Annotated in this window: 20 protein-coding genes; 14 read left to right on the top strand and 6 right to left on the bottom strand. The window is 72.2% G+C overall.

Features of this window, described 5'->3' with window-relative positions; genetic code table 11:
• The first annotated feature begins 83 nt into the window (after positions 1-83).
• From KIK08_RS27935 to KIK08_RS27915, 5 genes are all read left to right on the top strand, one after another.
• Positions 84-1,574 (top strand): SCO6880 family protein, encoded by a 1,491-nt coding sequence (locus KIK08_RS27935; RefSeq protein WP_214406255.1) that lies wholly within the window; start codon positions 84-86, stop codon positions 1,572-1,574.
• Between the two features lie 27 nt (positions 1,575-1,601).
• Entirely contained in the window at positions 1,602-3,032 is a 1,431-nt protein-coding gene (locus KIK08_RS27930) for a hypothetical protein (protein WP_214406254.1), read from the top strand.
• Between the two features lie 68 nt (positions 3,033-3,100).
• On the top strand, positions 3,101-4,900 hold the full coding sequence (locus KIK08_RS27925; protein ID WP_214406253.1) for a type IV secretory system conjugative DNA transfer family protein: 1,800 nt from the start codon (positions 3,101-3,103) through the stop codon (positions 4,898-4,900).
• Positions 4,897-5,412 carry a DUF4913 domain-containing protein gene (locus KIK08_RS27920; protein ID WP_214406252.1) on the top strand — a complete coding sequence of 172 codons (516 nt, stop codon included), beginning with the start codon at positions 4,897-4,899 and terminating at the stop codon, positions 5,410-5,412. Before KIK08_RS27925 ends, KIK08_RS27920 begins: the two co-directional genes overlap by 4 nt.
• Positions 5,413-5,416: 4 nt before the next feature.
• Positions 5,417-6,562, top strand: coding sequence for a VldE C-terminal domain-containing protein (locus KIK08_RS27915; RefSeq protein WP_214406251.1), 1,146 nt, complete (start codon positions 5,417-5,419; stop codon positions 6,560-6,562).
• Here KIK08_RS27915 and KIK08_RS27910 read toward each other — a convergent pair.
• From KIK08_RS27910 to KIK08_RS27900, 3 genes are all read right to left on the bottom strand, one after another.
• Positions 6,557-7,090 carry a hypothetical protein gene (locus KIK08_RS27910; RefSeq protein ID WP_214406250.1) on the bottom strand — a complete coding sequence of 178 codons (534 nt, stop codon included), beginning with the start codon at positions 7,088-7,090 and terminating at the stop codon, positions 6,557-6,559. The two genes, KIK08_RS27915 and KIK08_RS27910, sit on opposite strands and share 6 nt — an antisense overlap.
• Positions 7,091-7,218: 128 nt before the next feature.
• A complete protein-coding gene (locus tag KIK08_RS27905) occupies positions 7,219-8,085 on the bottom strand; it encodes a TIGR03620 family F420-dependent LLM class oxidoreductase (protein WP_214406249.1) in 867 nt (288 codons plus the stop codon).
• A 26-nt stretch (positions 8,086-8,111) separates the two neighbouring features.
• Positions 8,112-9,605 (bottom strand): helix-turn-helix domain-containing protein, encoded by a 1,494-nt coding sequence (locus tag KIK08_RS27900; protein WP_214406248.1) that lies wholly within the window; start codon positions 9,603-9,605, stop codon positions 8,112-8,114.
• Between the two features lie 458 nt (positions 9,606-10,063).
• On the opposite strand from KIK08_RS27900, the gene KIK08_RS27895 reads away from it, so the two are divergent.
• The 6 genes from KIK08_RS27895 to KIK08_RS27870 all read left to right on the top strand — a co-directional run bounded on the left by KIK08_RS27895 (position 10,064) and on the right by KIK08_RS27870 (position 14,309).
• On the top strand, positions 10,064-11,233 hold the full coding sequence (locus KIK08_RS27895; RefSeq protein ID WP_214406247.1) for a radical SAM protein: 1,170 nt from the start codon (positions 10,064-10,066) through the stop codon (positions 11,231-11,233).
• Positions 11,230-11,898 carry a 3'-5' exonuclease gene (locus tag KIK08_RS27890; RefSeq protein ID WP_214406246.1) on the top strand — a complete coding sequence of 223 codons (669 nt, stop codon included), beginning with the start codon at positions 11,230-11,232 and terminating at the stop codon, positions 11,896-11,898. The genes KIK08_RS27895 and KIK08_RS27890 overlap by 4 nt, the downstream gene beginning before the upstream one ends.
• Positions 11,895-12,626: an AAA family ATPase gene (locus tag KIK08_RS27885; RefSeq protein ID WP_214406245.1), complete on the top strand. Its 732-nt coding sequence runs from the start codon at positions 11,895-11,897 to the stop codon at positions 12,624-12,626. The genes KIK08_RS27890 and KIK08_RS27885 overlap by 4 nt, the downstream gene beginning before the upstream one ends.
• Complete coding sequence (locus tag KIK08_RS27880; RefSeq protein WP_214406244.1) at positions 12,623-12,838, top strand: hypothetical protein; 216 nt, start codon at positions 12,623-12,625, stop codon at positions 12,836-12,838. Before KIK08_RS27885 ends, KIK08_RS27880 begins: the two co-directional genes overlap by 4 nt.
• 127 nt (positions 12,839-12,965) lie before the next feature.
• Positions 12,966-13,793, top strand: a complete 828-nt coding sequence (locus KIK08_RS27875; RefSeq protein ID WP_214406243.1) for an SAM-dependent methyltransferase — start codon at positions 12,966-12,968, stop codon at positions 13,791-13,793.
• Positions 13,794-13,934: 141 nt separating this feature from the next.
• Complete coding sequence (locus KIK08_RS27870) at positions 13,935-14,309, top strand: hypothetical protein (RefSeq protein WP_214406242.1); 375 nt, start codon at positions 13,935-13,937, stop codon at positions 14,307-14,309.
• A 274-nt stretch (positions 14,310-14,583) separates the two neighbouring features.
• Here the strand turns inward: KIK08_RS27870 and KIK08_RS27865 are convergent, their stop codons facing one another.
• A complete protein-coding gene (locus KIK08_RS27865; protein WP_214406241.1) occupies positions 14,584-15,897 on the bottom strand; it encodes a relaxase/mobilization nuclease domain-containing protein in 1,314 nt (437 codons plus the stop codon).
• A 131-nt stretch (positions 15,898-16,028) separates the two neighbouring features.
• Positions 16,029-16,343: a hypothetical protein gene (locus tag KIK08_RS27860; RefSeq protein ID WP_214406240.1), complete on the bottom strand. Its 315-nt coding sequence runs from the start codon at positions 16,341-16,343 to the stop codon at positions 16,029-16,031.
• Positions 16,344-16,653: 310 nt separating this feature from the next.
• Here KIK08_RS27860 and KIK08_RS27855 point away from each other — a divergent pair, with 310 nt between their 5' ends.
• Positions 16,654-17,202, top strand: a complete 549-nt coding sequence (locus KIK08_RS27855; RefSeq protein ID WP_214406239.1) for a hypothetical protein — start codon at positions 16,654-16,656, stop codon at positions 17,200-17,202.
• Positions 17,196-18,011 (top strand): hypothetical protein, encoded by an 816-nt coding sequence (locus KIK08_RS27850; protein WP_214406238.1) that lies wholly within the window; start codon positions 17,196-17,198, stop codon positions 18,009-18,011. Before KIK08_RS27855 ends, KIK08_RS27850 begins: the two co-directional genes overlap by 7 nt.
• A gap of 82 nt (positions 18,012-18,093) precedes the next feature.
• On the opposite strand, the gene KIK08_RS27845 is transcribed toward KIK08_RS27850, so the two are convergent.
• Positions 18,094-18,285 (bottom strand): hypothetical protein, encoded by a 192-nt coding sequence (locus KIK08_RS27845; protein ID WP_214406237.1) that lies wholly within the window; start codon positions 18,283-18,285, stop codon positions 18,094-18,096.
• 474 nt (positions 18,286-18,759) lie between these two features.
• On the opposite strand from KIK08_RS27845, the gene KIK08_RS42305 reads away from it, so the two are divergent.
• Positions 18,760-18,937, top strand: a 178-nt coding sequence (locus tag KIK08_RS42305) for a transposase (protein WP_408004737.1), incomplete at its 3' end; no start/stop codon positions are given.

The raw sequence follows: 18,937 nt of genomic DNA, 5'->3' as shown, positions 1-18,937 counted from the left end.
GGAGCCGCCGCGCGCGGCGTCGCACGTGCCACCGGACCGCCGCCGAGCGGCGCCGCCCCGGCGGGCGACGGCGGAAGCCCTCGATGACCCCGCAGGAGCACAGCGGCACGCACCCCGCGGGCCCGCGGCTCTACGGGAACTGGCGGGCCGAACGCGGCTGGGGCATCGCCGGGCTGTCCACGACGGCCACGGTCACGGTGTTCGCCGGTCTGCTCGCCCCGTTGCTCGCGGTGTCCACGGTCCCGTGGCTGGCCCTGCCCCTGGCCGCGGTGTCGGTCCTGGTGATCAGCGCCGTGGTCGTGCGGGTCGGGGGTTCCTCTCCCGCCGACGCCGTCCTGCGACGTGCGCGTTTCCACCGCGCGCAGGCCGCGGGCTGGACCGAGCTGTCCGGCGGGGTCCTGACCGACCATCCCCGCGCCAGCGACCTGCCTGGTGTCCTGGCGCCCGTGGTCCCGCTCGACGTCGACGATGGCCGCGGCAGTCGTCATGCGCTGCTGTGGAACCGCCGCACGGGTCACCTGTCGGCGGTGCTGCGCTGCTCCCCGGTCGGGCTCGACCTTGCCGACGTCGAGCAGACCGACCACTGGGTCGCCTCCTGGGGTGCGTTGCTCGCCGACCTGGGCTATCAGCCCCTGGTCCGCCACGTCGCCGTCACCGTCGACACCGCCCCGTCCGGCGGCACTACCGTCCGCGAGCACGTCGCCCGCGCCCGGGACCCACACGCTCCGCAGCTGTCGCGCCGGGTGCTCGACGAGCTGGTGGCCATGGCCCCGGCCACGTCCGCCGAGATCGACGCCCGGGTCACGCTGTGCCTGGATCCGGGCCGGGCCACGCCGCGCCCGCCCGACCTGCTCGCCTCGGTCATCGAGGTCGGGCGGTGGCTGCCCGGCATCGAGAACGGTCTCGCCGCGTGCGGCGTCGCGGTGCTCGGCCGGGCCGGCGTCGGCTGGGTCACCGGCCGCATCCGCACCGCCTTCGACCCCGACGCCCGCGCCGAGCTCACCGGCCGCACCGACCCCCTGTTGGACTGGCACGACGCCGGCCCCGTTGCCGCCCGCGAGCACTGGGACCGCTACCAGCACGAGGGCGCGACCTCGGTGAGCTGGGCCCTGCGCGAGGCGCCGCGGCAGGCCGTCGGGCCCAGCGTGCTCGCCCCGCTGCTCGCCCCCGGCCCCTTCCCCCGCCGCACCACGCTGCTCTACCAGCCCTACCCCGCCGACCAGGCCGCGGCGAAGGTCGAGGCCGAGGTCACCTCCGGGCAGATCCGCCGGGCCTGGGCCGCGCGCACCCGCCGCGACGAGACCCAACGCGACCGCGACGACCGCGCCCGCGCCTTGCAGTCCGCCCGCGAGGAGGCCGAGGGCGCCGGCGTCGGCCGCTTCACCGTCTTCGTCACCACCACCGTGACCGATCCCGACCAGCTCCCGGCCGCGGTCGCCGACGTCGAACAGCGGGCCGGGCAGGCGAAGGTGCGGCTGCGCCGGATGCGCGGCGCCCAGGCCGCCGGCTTCGCCGTCGCGCTCGGCCTCGGCGTCGACCCCGCCGACCTGCTCGCCCACCGCTCCGGCCGCTGAGCGCCGACCTCCCCGGGAAGGACACCCGTGATCAGCATCGCCGAGAACGCCCCGGTGCCCCGCGCGTGGGGCTGGCCGGTCCGCGGTGGCGGGCGCGCCGGCCACGTCGAGCCCGGCGCCCGGTTCGCCGGCACCACCAGCCAGGTCTGCGGGCTGTTCCCGTTCGCCGTCTCCTCCGGCGCCGACGTGCACGGCGTGCCGGTCGGGCGGCACATGCACACCGCCGAACCCGTCGGGCTCGACCCGGCCGGCTGGCTGCGGACCGGGCTGGTCTCCAACACCGGGGTCTGGGTGCAGGGCCAGCCCGGCATCGGCAAGTCCTCGATCACCAAGCGGATGCTCGTCGGGCTGGTCGGCTTCGGGATGCGCGCCATCGTCCCCGGCGACGTCAAGGGCGAGTACACCCCGCTCGTCCAGGCCCTCGGCGGAGCGGTCTGGCGCATCGGGCGCGGTCTGAACGCCCTGAACCCGCTCGACGTCGGCCCGCTCGCCCCCGCACTCGCCCGCGCGACCGGCACCGAGGACGCCCGGCTGCGGGAGACCGTCCGCGCGCGGCGCCTCGCGCTGCTGGAAGCGCTCATCACCATCGTCCGGCGCACCGAACCGACCGTGACCGAACGCCGGCTGCTCGGCGCCGCCCTCGACACCGCCGTCGACGCGGCCCGGCGCATGGAACCGGTCGTGCCCGACGTCCTGGCCGCCCTCGTCGCGGGCGGCCCCGCCCTGCACGCCATCGCCGCGAGCACCGACACCGCCGAGTACCACCGCACCACGCGCGAGCTGGCCAACGCCCTCGGCCTGCTCTGCGACGGCGCCATCCGTGGCATCTTCGACCGCCCCTCCACCGTCCATGTCGATCTCGACAGCCCGGCGTTGTCGCTCGACATCAGCGCGCTCGACGCCGATGACGATGACGTCGTCGCCGCGGCGATGCTCTGCTCCTGGGCCTGGGCCGCCGGCTTCGTCGATGCCGCCGGCATCGGGGAGCGGGCCCGCAACGTCGTGCAGGTCCAGGACGAGCTGTGGCGGGCCCTGCGAGTCGCCCCCGGCCTGGTCGAGCAGTCCGACCGGATCACCCGCCTGGGCCGCCACCGCGGCATCGTGTCCTTCCAGGTCACCCACTCCCTCGACGACCTCGAAGCCCTCCCGACCGAAGCCGACCGCGCCAAGGCCCGCGGGATGGCCGCCCGCAACGGGGTGCTGCTGCTCGGCGGCATGGCCGGCTCCGAGCTGGACGGGCTTCGCCGCATCACCTCCCTGACCGACGGCGAGGCCGCCCTCATCACGTCCTGGGCCGCGCCTCCGACCTGGCACGCCGGCCAGCGCCACCCCGGCCGCGGCAAGTACCTGATCAAGTCCGGGCAGCGCATGGGACTGCCGATCGCGCTCGCCCTCACCCCGACCGAGCAGCACCTCTACGACACCGACACCGCGTTCCGTCAGGCGGCGGCGACGTGACGCCGCCGAACCGGTCGCCTGGCCCCACTTCGGCGACGCTGCTGCGTGACGCGGCCGCTCCCCTGCTGTTGATCGGTGCCATCGTCGCCGGCACCGCGCTCACCGCCGACGTCTGGCTCGCCGCCGGGATCGGGGCCCTGGCCGGAACCGGCACCTGGGCCGCGCCCGAGTTCGGGCCACGCCTCATGATTGACCTCGTCCGGCACGGACCTGCCGCCGTGGTCCCGCCCGGCTCCTCGACCGCCGCGTTCTCGCTGACGCTGACCGGGCTGCTGCTCGCCCAGACGCTGGCCGTGGTCGCAACAGTCGTCCTCCTCCGCGGACACGGCCGTCCCTGCGACCCGCGCCGGGCGTTGCTGGGCCGCCGCGACCTCGGCGACCTCGGCGGTGACGCCGCCCGGCGCAAGGCGCTGCAGCTGCGCACGTCGCTCGCCCCTTCCGCCGCCACGCCCGCCGATCTCGGCATCCGCCTGCTCACCATCGGCGGTCGCGAGGCGTGGATGTCGTGGGAGGACGTCGCCCTGGTCATCATGGGGCCCCGGTCGAACAAGACCTCGGCCGTCGCGGTCCCCGCCGTGCTGTCGGCTCCCGGGCTCGTCGTGGCCACGTCGAACAAGGCCGACCTGTGGGCGCTGACCAGCGGGCTGCGCGCCAACGCCGGTCCGGTGTGGACGTTCGACCCGCAGCAGATCGCGCACGCTCCGCAGACCTGGTGGTGGGACCCGCTGCGCTCGATCCGCGACGCCCCCGACGCCCACCGCATGGAAGCCGCGGCCCGGCTGGCCGGACACTTCACCGCCACCATCGGCGGGCGGCGCCGCGACCCGTTCTTCCACTCCGCCGGCGAGCAGGTCCTCACCTCGACCCTGCTCGCCGCGGCCCTCAGCGGCGCCAGCATCCGCGACGTCGTGGCCTGGCTGCAGCCCGGCCGCCGCGACGCGATCGCCGCCCTCGACGCCGCCGGCGCCGTGACCGAGGCCGCCGACCTCGAAGCGGCCCTGTCCGGCGCCGACGTCACCACCAAGGGCATCTTCCAGACCGCGCGCACCGCGACCAAGGCGCTCACCTCGGAGCGCATCCTGCGCTGGATCACCCCACCCGACACCTGGCGCGACCCACCGCCGGAGCCACCACCGCCCGAACTGGACCCCTGGCACCTGCTCGCCGCCGGACGGCGCGGCCCCGCCACCGTGCACCTGCTGTCCAAGGAGGGCGCCGGCACCGCCGCACCCGTCGTCGCCGCCCTCGTCGACCGCATCCTCGAGGTCGCCGAGCTGCTCGCCCAGGCCGCCGGTGGCCGGCTGGACCCGCCCGTCGTCGCCGTCCTCGACGAGGCCGCGAACATCTGCCCGATCACCGCGCTGCCCAAGCTCTACAGCCACTACGGCTCCCGCGGCATCCAGGTCATCACCGTGCTGCAGAGCTACCAGCAGGGCGTCGGCGTCTGGGACGAGCAGGGCATGGAAGCGCTGTGGTCCGCCGCGACGATCAAGCTCATCGGCGCCGGCGTCGACGACCACACCTTCCTGCAGCGGCTGTCCGGGCTGATCGGCGACCACGACGTCGAGAAGGTCTCCACCAGCCACGACCGCGGACGCGGACCCACCCGCCAGTACTCCACGACACGCGAACCGGTGCTCCCGCCCTCGGCCCTGCGCGCGCTGTCCAAGGACCACGCCGTGCTGCTGTCCACCGGCCGCCGCGCCGGCCTCGGCCGGCTCCAACCCTGGTACCGCGAACGCGACACCACCGACATCCGCGCCTACGCCGACGCCGCCCTCGCCGAGCTCCGGGCCGCCGCCGCGCTCGCCCTCGGCCCGGACAACCCGATCAACCAGCCCCGCACCACAGCCGGAGACCAGCGATGACCGACACCAGCGGACATACCGTCGACCCGCAGCTGCTCGCCGAACTCCTCGCCCGCATCCAGGCCCTCGAAGCGTGGCGCACCCACCAGAGCGACCTGCTCGACGAGCTGCTCAACGACCGCCACGACGACTCGGAGGACCTCGACGAGATCGACTCCGGCCTCGACGGCGGGATCGACGGTGGAGCCCTCATCGCCTGGGTCCACCGCTGCGTCACCCCGGTCATCGCCCGCCCGCTGCGCGGCGATATCCGCTGGTGCCCGCGCTGGTGGGAACACCCCGAAGCCGTCTTCCGATTCGAGGCCCTGCACCGGGCGTGGACCGAGCTCGCCCCCGAACCCGGCGTCGCCATGTCCGTCTGGATCCGCGACCACCTCGACCCCTGCCTGCGCGAGCTGCTCAGCCCGCTCGGCCCGTTCGTCGACTGCACCCACAGCGAGCGCCACGGCACCCGCGCCGTCCACACCCCGCTGCCGACCCTGCCGACCACCGACCCCACCCAACCCCGGTGACGCCGTGCGCCTGCTGGCCACGGCGACCGCCGGCCTCGTCGCCGCGGTCCTGGCGCCTCTCCTGCTGATCGGCGTGGCCGTCGGCGGCGCGGCCGTCACCACCGCGACCCGCCACGCCCACACCGCCGCCGGCGTCGACCCGACGACGATCCCTCCACTGGCCGCCGAGCTGCTCCCGTACATCGTCGAGCTCACCGCAACCCGCTGCCCCGAACTCCCGCCGCTGTGGGTGATCGCGCACGTCGACGCCGAGTCCGCCTGGGACCCCGCCGCGTTCAGCACCGACCGCAACGGCGGCGCCGCCGGCCTCTACCAGCTCAACCAGGCCAACTGGACCACCGCCGGCGGACAGGCGTGGACCACGACACCACCGGCCACCGACGCCGACATCCTCCAGCCCGCCCGCCACCTCGACATCGCGATCCCCTGGATCTGCGCCAACCTCCGCCGGGCCGCCGACCACCTCGCCACCACCAGCGCCACCACCGACCCGCTCGACGGCATGCTCGTCTGCCACATCGCCGGCTGCGGCCGCGTCACCGACTCCGCCACCGGCGTCCCGAGGGCCGGCGAAGCCGGCTGCGACCGCAGCTGCGCCGACCTGGTGTCCCGGTACATCGCCCGGGTCCACGCCAACCTCGGCCGCTTCGCCCTCCCAGGGGCCCCCGCCGTCGGGGACCTACCGCCCGCGCAGCCCCGCACCGGTCCCGGTCGCGGATGCACCGAAGACGACCCGACCACCAACGGCTGCCTGACCCCCGCCACCCGCCACGCCGTCGACGAGGTCTACCGGGTCTTCGGCCAACCGGCGCCCGCAGCGCCCATCCGCGCGGCGACCTGCTGGGACGAGCACGCCTGGAACCCGAGCAGCGACCACCCGCGCGGCCGGGCCTGCGACTTCTTCCCCACCGGTGCAGGGCGCTTCCCCGCCGGCCAGGAACTCGCCGACGGCTGGCGCCTCGCCGAATGGCTCCGCGCCAACGCCACCACGCTGCGGGTCTCCAACATCATCTGGCAGGGCCGCATCTGGCGCCCCGGCGACGCCGACAACAACAGCTGGGGCCGCCCGTACACCGGAGGCGGCGTCTACGACCCGACCGACGCCACCGGCGGCCACTACGACCACGTCCACCTCAGCATCGCCTCATGACCGCCACACGAGGAAGAACACCCCTCGACGGGCCGCCACAACGCCGAGAGCCACCGGTAAGGCGACGGCCACGGCCATCGCCGGCAGCGCGAGCCACCCGAGCAACCGGTTCGCCAGGTCCCTCGCGGACACTCGGTCCAACTCGGCGGGCCGAGCACCCCACATCGCTTCGAGTTCATGGCGCGGGATCTCGCGGCTCACCGGACGAGTACCCCGGGCGCCGTCGGCACGGCGAAAGACCGTGATCAGGACGCTGTCGAACGTCGCCGCAGGCGCTCGCCACGTCACCTGGGCAACGGTGGCCACCACCTCTTCGGCGGCGAGCGGGCGCCCGCTGGCGTCGACGCAGCTGGTCACGCTGATGGACCAGATCGACCTGGACCCGTACTCCTGATGCTCGGAACTTGCGCCGCCGCATCCAACCGCGGCGATGTCGCCGCGGACCGGCTCGCGCGCTGCGAATGCAGCCCAGACGCCCACTGCCGGCACGAGGAGAACGACGAAGACGACCGCGAGCAATCGACGCACGGCCCCATCGTCCCGGCGCGACCGCACAGTGACAGCTCGACTCTCGTCCCTGTGGACAACTGGGCTGTCGAGATCGGCGGACTCCGGGGATCAGCCCGGGGACACGTGCATGCGGCCCGAACTCTTGATCATGCGGGAGGGTCCGAGCCGAGCAGGACGCGCCAGTGCGGAAGGGGGAACGTCTTCTTCCATGGAGATATGACATTCAGGCAAACACTCGTCGCGCCCGCCTGGCGGTGCTCGTCGACCCGCTTCAAGACCTCCTCCGCAGTCCCGTGCACGACCAGTTGGTCAACCAATCGGTCGCTCCCGTGACCTTCGAAGTCGCGATCATCGAATCCAAGCCGGCGAAGGTTGTTGACATAGTTGGCGAGAGGCAAGTAACGACGAATGTGCGTGCGCGCCAATGCGCGCGCCCGCTCGACGTTGCTGTCGAGAACAACGGCTTGCTCAGGAACGAGCAACGAAGCGCTCCCCATTCGACGCCGCGCACGCTCCGTGTGCACCACCGGCACGAGATAGGTGTGAGCGCCGGCAGCGCGCTCCGCCGCCAGGTCCAGCATTCGTGGCCCCAGAGCAGCCAGCACGTGCGGCGGTCGCGGCGACGGCTTCACCGCCTGGTAGGCATCCCATGCCCCGTCCATCGCATCGAGGTAGGCCCTGAGGACGGAGAGCGGCTTCGCATAGCGGTGCCCTCGACTCTCGACGAGCAACGAATGGCTCACTCCGAGCCCGAGGAGGAACCGATCCGGGTAAGCTTCAGCAAGTGTAGCCTGCGCGGCCACCATCGCAAATGGATCGCGCACCCAGATATTCGCAACGCCAGTTGCCACTGTGAGGCGCGTCGTCGCCGCCAGCAGGATTCCCGCGAACGTCAATGGATCACGGAAGCGCGCCTCACCGATCCAGATCGACGAAAGGCCGAGGCGCTCCAGTTCCGCCACCCACTCGCGCACTTGACCAGAGTCATGGTAATTGAGGTGGTAGTCCCACATCCCCACGTCATCCCGAGAAGAGTGGATCACGCGGGATTACCTGACGTCGGCTCGGCGGGGCCTGTTGCCACGAACTGGTCAATCTGAGCCAAGGCCGAGCCCGGTATCGAAGCGGCGGCCATGCGGCGGATCTTCTGCAACCTGTCAACTATCGGACGTATCCGGTAGCCCTCAGGAAGTTCGCTCGCCGCGGCAACGGCCGAGTCGACAGCGTGTCGGGGATCCTCTCCGACGACAGTCATGGCCGCATGAAGCTGGATGACGACATGTGCCTTGCGGCGATCGGGGGCGAGAACATTCGAGGCAATCGCAAAGGACCTTCGCGCTGCTGCGCCCTCTCCCAACTCGAGAAGACTGCACCCTTCATAGTAGTCGACGCTTAATTCACCACGCTGCGCATCCATGCCGTGTCGATACGAGTCGTCGGAAACCAACCAGTTCCGCGAACGGGCTCGATCGAGGGCTGCGTGCGATTGCGATGCCGCCCCGAGTCGCGCATGCGCACGGGCCTCCAGTGCGTGCAGCCACCCCGTTACCGGTGATTCATCGGAATGCCGCACGTGGTGACGGCCCTGACGAATCAGTTGCAGCGCCTTCACCGGGTCGTCCCGGTCAAACGCAACGACGCTCTGTGCACCGCGCAGCCAACCGAGGAGCGCACCGTCCTCAGCCTCTTCCGCAGGTTGAACGGCCATTTCATACCACGCGTCCGCCTCGTCGGGACCGACAAGATCCGCCATCAGCCATGCACGTTGCCCAGCGAGGTGACCAGCGACGGAACACAGGCGTCGCCGGTACGCTATCGGCTGCGCAACCCCGAGCAGCCGGGTGACAACTCGCAGGTGGTCGTTGACAACCGGAAGCAGCTCTGCCGGTGAAGCGGCCGCAAACCGCGCATGAATAGTCGACACTGTTCGCTCAGCAGCGTCGAGCATTGCCGCACTGACACCAGTGGGACTCATCGCCGCCGCCAGATTACTCAGCTCGACACCGAAGAGTTCCGCGAATTCAGAAGACCTTGGAGATGACCCTTCCCGGATGTTCGCAGATCCTTCGCGACCAGCCTGCATCGACTTGTCGACGACGGAGGGCTGAGCAGCCCGCGAAGCACTCGGTCGACCGGAACCCGCGAGACCAGTTCGAGTGGCTCCTAGTTGCGCTTGTCGCGGATCGGGTGCCGCTACCGACGAGTCTCGACCAACTGGATTTGAGCTCTTATCGTCGGCGCGGTGCTTTCCGGACGGACGACGGCGCTTCGCGCGCTCCAGCTTCACCTGCCGATGGAGTTCCACCAGCATCCCATCGGCCCGCAAGACCTGGTCGATGCATTCGACGAGATTGGCCGAGACCAGGCCCTTGCTCGCCTGCTCGGCGCGCGAGACGTACTCACGCGTGTAGCCCACAGCCACGGCCAGCTGTGCCTGGCTCAGTCCTGCCGCTTCGCGCGCCCGACGGATCTCACGAGCGAGATGCGCCTCTGAAGCGCCTTCTTCTGCGAGATGTGGAAGGCCGTCGTCCATGTCGCGTCTCCACTGCCTGCACTGGATCACTCAAGGATGCCCACTGCCGCGTCGTCCTGCAGAGGGAGGCGCTTGTTACCCCACCACCGCTGATTGTTCCCCCCTCGGCCGGATGGTAGCTGGTTGATATCGGGTGGTCACCGTCGGCACGCGACGTGCGCGAATGTCCTGTACGACGAGCTGCCAGCGCACCGACTGCCGGTCGAGTCGGGTCCAGCCGGGGCGAACGCGCCGACAAGGGAACCGATGACACGCATGCCCGATGAGTGGGCCGATCCGGCGAGGAGTTCCCCCACCTGTCGAGAAGTTCCACCCTGCCGCCCTCGTGGCCTGCGTTGGTGACATGGCGTCACGACCTCAGCACGTTGAGCACCACTCGGCAGGAGCCAGGCATGGATGACCCGACTCGACCCACCCGAGAGCAAGCCCGGAACCTGGACCTAGGCCGGGTTCGGTCGGTGAGCGGGGCGGAGCGGGCCTCACTCGATCCCGCGCTGCTCGATGTCGTCGAGTACCGCAAGTCCGGGCTGAGCTTGAACTGGATCGTGGGGTGCCCACTGGACTGCGGGTACTGCGTGCGGCACCTGTTCGGCAACTTCGGGATGAAGGTGCCCCGGGCGCTGATGTCCGACGAGCAGGCGTTCGAGCTGCTGGTCGGCCACCGGTTCTTCCAGCCCGGGGTGACGCCGGTGCAGCTGCTGAACCGGGCGACCGACCCGATGCTGGCCCGCGTCAAGCCGCACACGTTCGCCATGCTGCGACTGCTGGACGAGGCCGGTCTGCGCAACCACGTCCTGCTCATCACCCGGTGGCGGGTCGACGAGCAGGACTGCGCCGAGCTGAACGCGCTGCGGAACCTGCGGGTCACGCTGCTGGTCACCCACTCCGGGATCGAGGACCCGCGGATCGAGCCGGTCGACTCGGCCATCGCCGCGACCTCGCTGCGCACCGCGTTCGCCCACGCCCGCCGCTACCGGGTGGTGCTGTACTGGCGACCGATCGTCCCCGGCCTCAACGACTCCGACACCCACCTGGCCCAGGCCACCGCGCTGCGCCGGCACGCGCACGCGACCGTGTTCACCGGGTTGTTCTACCGCGACGAGATCCGCGCCTACTACCGCGACCACGGCCTGCCCGAGCCCTACGTCGACACCGCGCGGCGCAAGATCCTGCCCGAGCAGCTGGAGCAGCGGATCCTCACCCACGCACCCCCACCGGATCCGGCGCTGCCCTTGTCGCCGCTGTTCCGCAAGACCAGCTGCGCGGTCGCCTTCGCCCACGGCCTGCCCGACTACAACGGCCATGTCGGCATCCGCGAGCTGTGTGACATCTGCCCCGCCGCGCAGCTCGCCCGCTGCACCAGCGCGCATACCCGCCCGTCGGCCGAGGCCGTCGGGGCCATGGCCGCCGGCCTGGGTGGCCGGCTCGTGGAGGTCGGCGCCGGGGCGGTGACCGTGGCCGGTCTGGACGAGCAGCACCGCTACCTGATGCAGCACACGCTCGGCTACCAGGTCCACGACCAGGCCCGTCCGCATCGCCTGCGCCGCCACGGCCGCGCCGAGATCGGCTGGCCCAGCCGCCCCCGTGAGGCGGGCTCTCAGGTTCGTGCTGGAGGACGGCCGGCATGACGCTCGTCGTTCCTCCTGTGCTGCTGGACCGCGACATCGTCGTGGTCGATGTCGAGGGCAACGGCCAGCAGCCACCGGAGATCATCGAGATCGCCGTGCTGCCCCTCGGCGGTGGCGTTGCGGGCGACGAGGCCGTCGCCCCGAACCGGCTGCGGACCTGGCTGGTCCGACCGAGGCGACCGATCGCGCCGGTGGTCACCCGCACCGTGCACGGCATCAGCGACCGCGACGTCGCCGACAGCCCGACCTGGTCCGAGGTCGCCGACGAGATCGCGCAGGCCCTGACCGATCGCGTCCTGGTCGCGCACAACGCCGCCGTCGAACGCCGGGTCCTCACCGCGCACCTGCCGGACTGGCGGCCCACCCTGGTGCTGGACACCCTGCGCCTGGCCCGAACGATCTGGCCCGCCCTGACCGGCGGCTACGGCCTGGACCGGCTCATCGACCACACCCGGCTCACCGCTCCCCAGGCCCTCACCGACCACCTCGGCCCGGCCAGCCGACGCCACCGCGCCGGCTACGACACCTGGCAGACCGCCGCCCTGCTCATCGCCCTGATCGACCACGCCCGCCTGGACTGGTCAGACCTCACCGCGACTGCGGCCCTCTCCGAGCCCCAACCCGCCCGGTCCGACGGCGACGCCCGGGAAGGAGGACTGTGGTGACCACCCCGACCGCCCCGATCGGGCCGGCCGCCCCGGACGGGATGCAGCGTCCGGTGACGATCGCCGTCGCCGGGACGCACTCGACCGGCAAGACGACCTTCCTGGCCCGGCTGGCCCACCGGCTGCGCCAGCGCCACCTCGAGGTCGCCACCGTCGCCGACCTGGGCGAGCAGGCCCTGCGCACCGGGCTGGGCATCCTGCACAGCCACACCTACGCATCCACCCTGTGGATCATGGCCCGGGGCATCAGCCACGAGGTCGCCACCTGGCCCCACGTCGACGTCCTGCTGGTCGACCGGCCCGTCCCCGACGCCCTGGGCTACTACCTCGCCGCGCTGGACCACCGCGGCGAATCCCCCGACCCGGTCGCGCTCGGGCACCTGCGCACCTTGGCCGCGCAGCACAGCTGCCACTACGACCTGACCTTCCGCACCACCCTCGACCCGACCGCCCCGCTGGGCACCGACAAGCCTCGCGACACCGACAGCCGCTACCGACGCCTCGCCGACCACCACGTCGGACAGGTCCTGGTCGAACTCGCCATCCCGCACCGGCTGCTGCCCGCCCACGGCCACGACAGCGCCATCACCCACGCCACCGACTTCGCCCTCGACCAGCTCGGCGCCGCACGCCAGCGCTCCGACCACGACACCGACCACGACACCGATTACGACCGCCCGAAGCCGGCGAACAGCGCTCCGGCGAGCAGCTCCCGGACGAGCGGATGAGCAACGACCCCGACCACGTCCGCGCCACCTGCATCACCGTGGCCGCCGAGTTCGTCGCCGCTCAGCCCGACGGCACCCGACGGACCCTGCGCCAGCACCGGCGCCTCGACGACGGCAACTGCGCCGGCTGCCTGACCAGGCCCACCCCCTGGCCCTGCACCGCCGCGGTCATCGCCCACACCGCCCGCCGGTTGGAGCCTCGCTCCACCTGACGCCCCGCCGAGAACCGCACGAGCCGCAACAGGCCTGACGAAACCTCCGGCCGGTGCGGGCGACCCCCGACCCCGCACCGGCCGGAACCCCAGATCCGCTGCCCCTGCACGCCACCCCGAGGACGTCATGAACGACCACCCGAACGACCCGGATTCCACAGTGGACGCGATCGCGGCCGGACACCGCGCGCATCCGGCACGGGTCTACAACTACCTGCTCGGCGACAAGGACCACTTCGCCGTCGACCGCGAGGCCGCCGAAGCCATGATCGCCGCGCTCCCCGAGCTGCCGCTGATGGCCCGGGCCAACCGCGCGTTCCTGCGCCGCGCGGTCGAGCACCTGGTCGCCGACCTCGGCGTCACCCAGTTCCTCGACATCGGCTCCGGAATACCGACCATGCGCAACGTCCACGAGGTCGCCCAGGACCTCGACCCCACCGCCCGGGTTGTCTACGTCGACAAGGACGCGGTCGTGGCCGCATACTCCCGGGCCCTGCTGACCAGCACCCCGCAGGGACGCACCGCCTTCATCCAGGCCGACGCCACCGCCCCGGCCGCTCTCCTGGCCCGCCCGGAGCTGGCCGAGACCCTGGACCTGACCCGGCCGGTCGCGCTGATGCTGGTCTCGGTCCTGATGTACTTCGACGACGCCACTGCCACCGACATCGTCTCCACGCTGGTCGGCGCGCTGCCCCCGGGCAGCCACCTGGTCCTGAGCCACCCCACCGCCGACTTCACCGACCCCCACGCCGTCGAGCAGGCCCGCAAGGCCGGACAGGCGGCCGGGCTCACCTACATCCCCCGCACCCGCGCCCGGATCGAGGCGCTGTTCGACGGGCTGGAGCTGTGTGGACCCGGAGTGGTCCCGATGACCCGGTGGCGCCCGGCGATCTCCCGCGGCCCGAACACCGGCCTGGACGTGCACTACTACGTCGGCGTCGGCAGGAAGCCCTGAGCACCGGACGACACGCACTCCGGGGACGCCGGACACCGGATCCACACCACAGGACGCGCGCGAGAACGCGGCGCGGCACTTCCGCACGCCTCTTCCCGCGCGAGCAGCGCCGGAGCGGCAGAAAGTCGGGGAACAACCAGGATGAGCACACGACGGACACCCGGGTCGCTGCCGGGCTTCGGCCCCGAGCCGCTGCCGGCGGCGGCGCGGCGGGCGGTGCTGACGGACCTGCGGCACGGCCTGGACCACGGCCGGGTCCGCAGCATCGGCTACCCGGGGGCGACCGACATCGACTTCGCCGAGCTCGCCCCGCTGCACAGGCGGCTGGTCAACAACGTCGGCGACCCCGAGTCGCCAGGACGGTGGCTCGGGCACACCAAGAACATCGAGCACGAGGTCGTCGAGGCCTTCGCCACCCTCTTCGGCGGCGGACCCGCAGCAGCTTGCCCGTCGACGGCGGGGTTCCGGCGGCGTCGACCACGACGGCGGGCTCGCTCATGCCGTGCACGGGCGTGAGCCGCGATCGATCGGCGACCCGTGGCAGGGCTGCGGCATCGGCGGACAACCGGCTCCACGCACGGTCGAAGGTCTCGACGGTGTCCCGGTCGTGCATGTAGATCAACGCGCGGCCGATCCGGACGCTGACAGCGGCGCTGTCGGTCTTCGCGTCGTGCACCGCGACGGCGGTGTCCTGGTGACCGACGAGGGTCAGCACCACGCCGACGGCCTGCCGGTCGTCCTGGCCCATCGCGCTGTCCCTCCGTCACCTCACCGCGGCGACCGCCCGGTGTCATTCCCGCGGTCGGGATGAGGCTCGCGCGACGACCGGATCGCCGTGTGGCTGTGCCGTAACGGGGACGTGGTCGGGCATCAAGGCCGTCCCGGGGCCGCCACGACCGCCGGCCATGCCCGCTGACCACCGCTCGATCAGGTCCGCGCTGGCCGACGCCGCCGCCGACTGGTGACCCCGGCCCCGTTCGTGCTGCCAGGTCGCGATCTCCCGGACCAGCGCGACCAGGGCGACGGCCAGCGCGATCACCGCGCTCAGGTCGCCCTCCCCGGCCACCCGTCGCTGCCGGATCAGCTGCCGGGCCGCCCGCCGCAACCCCAGCGACGACGAACCGGCCCGCCCCACTCGACCACGCGGTGGGCGCGCGGCGCGGTCGAACAGGTCCGCCGCCTCACCCATGGCGGTCCCGGTGCCCGGCCAGCCACGCAACGCCGTCAGCACGTCGGCGGTCGCGTGGCCGATCTGGCCGGGGTCCTCCGCGTCGCGCCTGCGGTGCGTCCGGCTCGCCGTCACCGACCGGCGCGCGCCTTGGACCTGGCGCAACGCCACGGCCAGACCATCACGCCCCGGCTCACCCTCGGCACCCGCCCACCGCTGCATGAGCCGGGGTAGGGACAGGTCCGGCGCGAGCTTGCTGCCGCTGTAGCGGACGGGAACACCGCTCGCACTGACGTCGTCCGCGCGACCGACCGTGTAGCCGAGGGCATCGCCGGACGGCGCCCGGCGCAGCTGCGCGAGGTACCCCGCCTCGCGCAGGGCCGCGATGAACGAATCCGCATCGTGGGCCAGTACCGCGGCCTCACGCACGGCCCGGGCCAACTCCACCCGGACCGGCTCACCACGACCCCGCCGCCGGGCCTTCTCGATCTCGCCCCGGCTCGGCGCCCGCGCCGCGGTGCCATCGCCCGCCGCGGTGATCGTCAGCCCGAGGCGCCGCTCGATCCGGCGAGCCGCTTCACGCAGCCGCGGGAAGTCGCGGTGCGGCCAGAACCGACGGGCGGTGTCCTGGCGCACCAGCACGACGGCGATGTGGATGTGGTCATCGGCGTGGCGGATCGCCACCCACCGCGGCCCGCCGGCGTCGCCGCGCTCGGCGATGCCGGCGGCGTCGAGCAGCTCGCGCGCCACCCCCGCCCACTCGGCGTCGCTCAGGACCCGGTCACCCGCCGCCACCCGCGCCGAGCAGTGCCAGACGTAGCCACGCTTGCCGGCCTCGTCGGCGTCCTCCGGCAGGCCCGCGGCCACGGCCGGCGCGCGCAGCGCCCGGATCAGCGGGCCCAGCTCGAAATCCCACTCCCCCGGCCCCGTGCGCATCGGCTGCCAACCGGCATCTCGCCCGTCCCAGCTCGCGATGACGCGCGGATTCCGATGCTCCTCGGCCTTCCCCGGACCCATCAGATAGACGATCAACCCACCCGGCCGCCATCCGTGCACGACCTTCGTGATCACAGCTCACGCCCGTCGACAGCGGCGTCGATCAGCTCGTCGAGGCGCACCAGGACCGCGTCGAGAGACCCGAGGAGCACCGACTCACCGAGCCCCCAACCCAGCTCGACAACCGCCCGCCTCGCCGAAGCGACATCGACCCGCACGCGGACGAGCTGCTGCACGACCTCGCGGCGGGACATCGCCAACTCCCACTCCCCACGGCCGACCGACCGCGCCGCGGCCTCGCCCATCCACGCTCCAACCGCCAGTCCCGCCTGCTCGGCGCTCCGCTGGATGTCCATGAACTCGTCGTCGGTCAACCGGATCAGCACCTGCCGTCGGCGCGGCACAGCCGCCCGACGACGCCGACGCGCACCCGGCGAGGGCTGCTGCATCCCGGCACGGTCCGGCGCGCCGGGGTCTCCCCCATGGCCACGCGGTGGCGTCGTCCCACCCGCCCGCTGTGCCGCGGCACCGTCCGTTCCGGTCACGCGCGACGAACCAGCCCCACCGCGGCGGCCGACCTGATAGCCATGAGCACGCCCGCGTACACGCCGCGGCACACCCCGTGACCTGCGTGACCACGCATCGGCCACACGACGCGGCACACTCGACCACCAACACGAACCCGGGAGCGAGTAGATGGGCACATCACGCGGAAAGGCGCTCCTGCTGATCGCTGCCGGATCGGTTATCGCGGCGTGCACCTCGCCCGCTCCGCCGGCCCCACCAGCCCCGGCCCCACCATCCGCACCGATCGAGGCACCGCCTGTCGAGTCCGGAGCCCCAGACGCCGCCCTCGCCGCCTATGACTCGTTCTGGGCGGTCTCCCAGCGGGCGCTCGCCGCACCCGGCACCAAGGACTGGACCCCCGAACTCGAAGCCGTCGCCAGCGGCCAAGCCCTCGACGCCATCCAGTCCGACGTCGACAACTTCGCCGATTACCCCGCCCACAACGAAGGCTCGGTCACCCGCGACCCCGTCGTCGACTCCGCCACCGACACCACCGCTGAGATCACCGATTGCGTCGACCTCAGCGACTACCTGCTCATCGCCGACAAGACCGGCGAGATCCTCACCGACACCGCCAACCAGGTCCCCCGCTTCCGCTACCGCGCCCACGTCGTCAAGGACGAATCCGGCCGCTGGCTGGTCAACCGCACCACACCCGCTTTGGACGAACCGTGCTGACCACCACGGCCGCCACCGTGACCACCACCGTCCTGCTCGCCCTGCTCGGCCCTGCCCCTCTCCAGCCACCCGAGCGATGCAAGATCGTCCTCGGCACCGGTCAGTGCGTCGTCGTCGCTCTCGACCCCGGCGGCCCTACAGGAGGACCGAAGCAACGCCGTCCCGAGCCTCGCAGCGACCGGACGGACCCGACCGCGGACACACCTGCAACACCTCCTCCGCCACCGCTCTACCCCACCGGGCCGATTCCCGGAGCGCTCGGTCAGGCGCTGCTGCCCGAGCTCGACGGTGAACCGGCCCCGCCCGCCGGGCCGCCCCCTGCGGTGCTCGCCCAGCAGGCGATCGAACTGCTCGACCTCCAAGGGCCACAGATCAGGACATCCGCCACGGAGTCGGCCTTCATCGGCGTCCCGCTGTGGCTCTGGGCCGAACCCGGGACCACGACGACCGGTCCCGTCTCGGCCACCGCGACCGCCGGCGCCGCGCGCGTCACCGCGACCGGCCGCGTCATCGCGATCGAATGGCAGCTCGGGCCACCCGGGGCAACCGTCATCTGCGACGGGCCCGGTACCCCGTGGACGGGCCAGCAAGGCCCGTCACCGGACTGCGGCTACACCTACCAGCAACGCTCCCTGCCCGACCGCACCACCGGCACCGGCCGATGGACCATCACCGCCACCAGCGTCTGGCAGGTCACCTGGACCGGAACCTCAGCCGGCACGCCGGTCTCCGGTGCTGAGGATGTCCGCGTCTCGAGCGAGACCTCCCTCGCCGTCGGAGAGGTCCAGGTCCTCGTCTCCGGCAGCTGAAGGTCGACGCGGCAGGCGGCCCGGGGTGGCGGTCAAGCGCGACCTACTGCAGCCTCAGCCCGCCCAGCCAGGGGCTCCGAATCTACGGCCCCGGTTGGGGGAAGCCCTGCTGCCCGCGCTGCGGCCGCGGCGAGGATTTCCACGCTCCCAGCTCGATCTCGGCGGCGATGGCCACGTCGATCGGTTCTCGGGTGATGATCCACCGTGTCACGGCTTGCTCGGCCAGCCGGCGCGGGTGCTGCTCGGCGACGGCGTCGGTGAGCTCCGCGACCATGCGGCGAGTGGCCTCGCTCCACGTCCGCTGATCACCAGCACGCGGATCAGCAGTGATGGCGTTGCGGGCGCGAGCGGCGAGGAGTTCCAGACGAGTAGGCACACGGTCCCCTTGCGGTCAGCGACTGGATCGACTGGCACGGGGGAAGCGCGCGGTCGGATCGTACCCAGCCAGTCGCCGCTCACCGGAGCGAGCGACCTGTCCTAACCATGAGGTCACCGCGGCGAGGAGCGAAAGCCTACTTGATCATCTCGGGGAGCGCTCCTGATCCGCAGGGTCATCACGGCGGCACCGGTCCTGCCATCAGCGGACCCCCGACTGAGTCGATGAGAGCAATTCCGATGGGAATTGGCCGATCACCTGCAGTTTCTCCACAGAACCCACGACAGCACGACACAATCCTCGACATACCACGCTACGACCCCTCTAGTGTCACACTGAGCTTGGCCCCTGAGACCGGACACCTCACCTGAGGTGGCCCCGGCCACCGGCAAGGATGATCCCGTGCCCGCTCCTCACCCGCCTGAGTTCCGCCAGCGAGCCGTCGAGCTCGCCCGTCAGGGCAACCAGCCCGTCGCTGCGGTGGCCAAGCAGCTCTCGATCAGCGAGTCGTGTCTGCGGAACTGGATGGCCCAGGCCGACGCCGATGACG

The organism is Pseudonocardia lacus (genome assembly GCF_018531445.1).
Classification (GTDB): domain Bacteria; phylum Actinomycetota; class Actinomycetes; order Mycobacteriales; family Pseudonocardiaceae; genus Pseudonocardia; species Pseudonocardia lacus.
The sequence above is the reverse complement of the archived record's forward strand: the minus strand, read 5'-3'. Positions and strand labels throughout refer to the sequence as shown.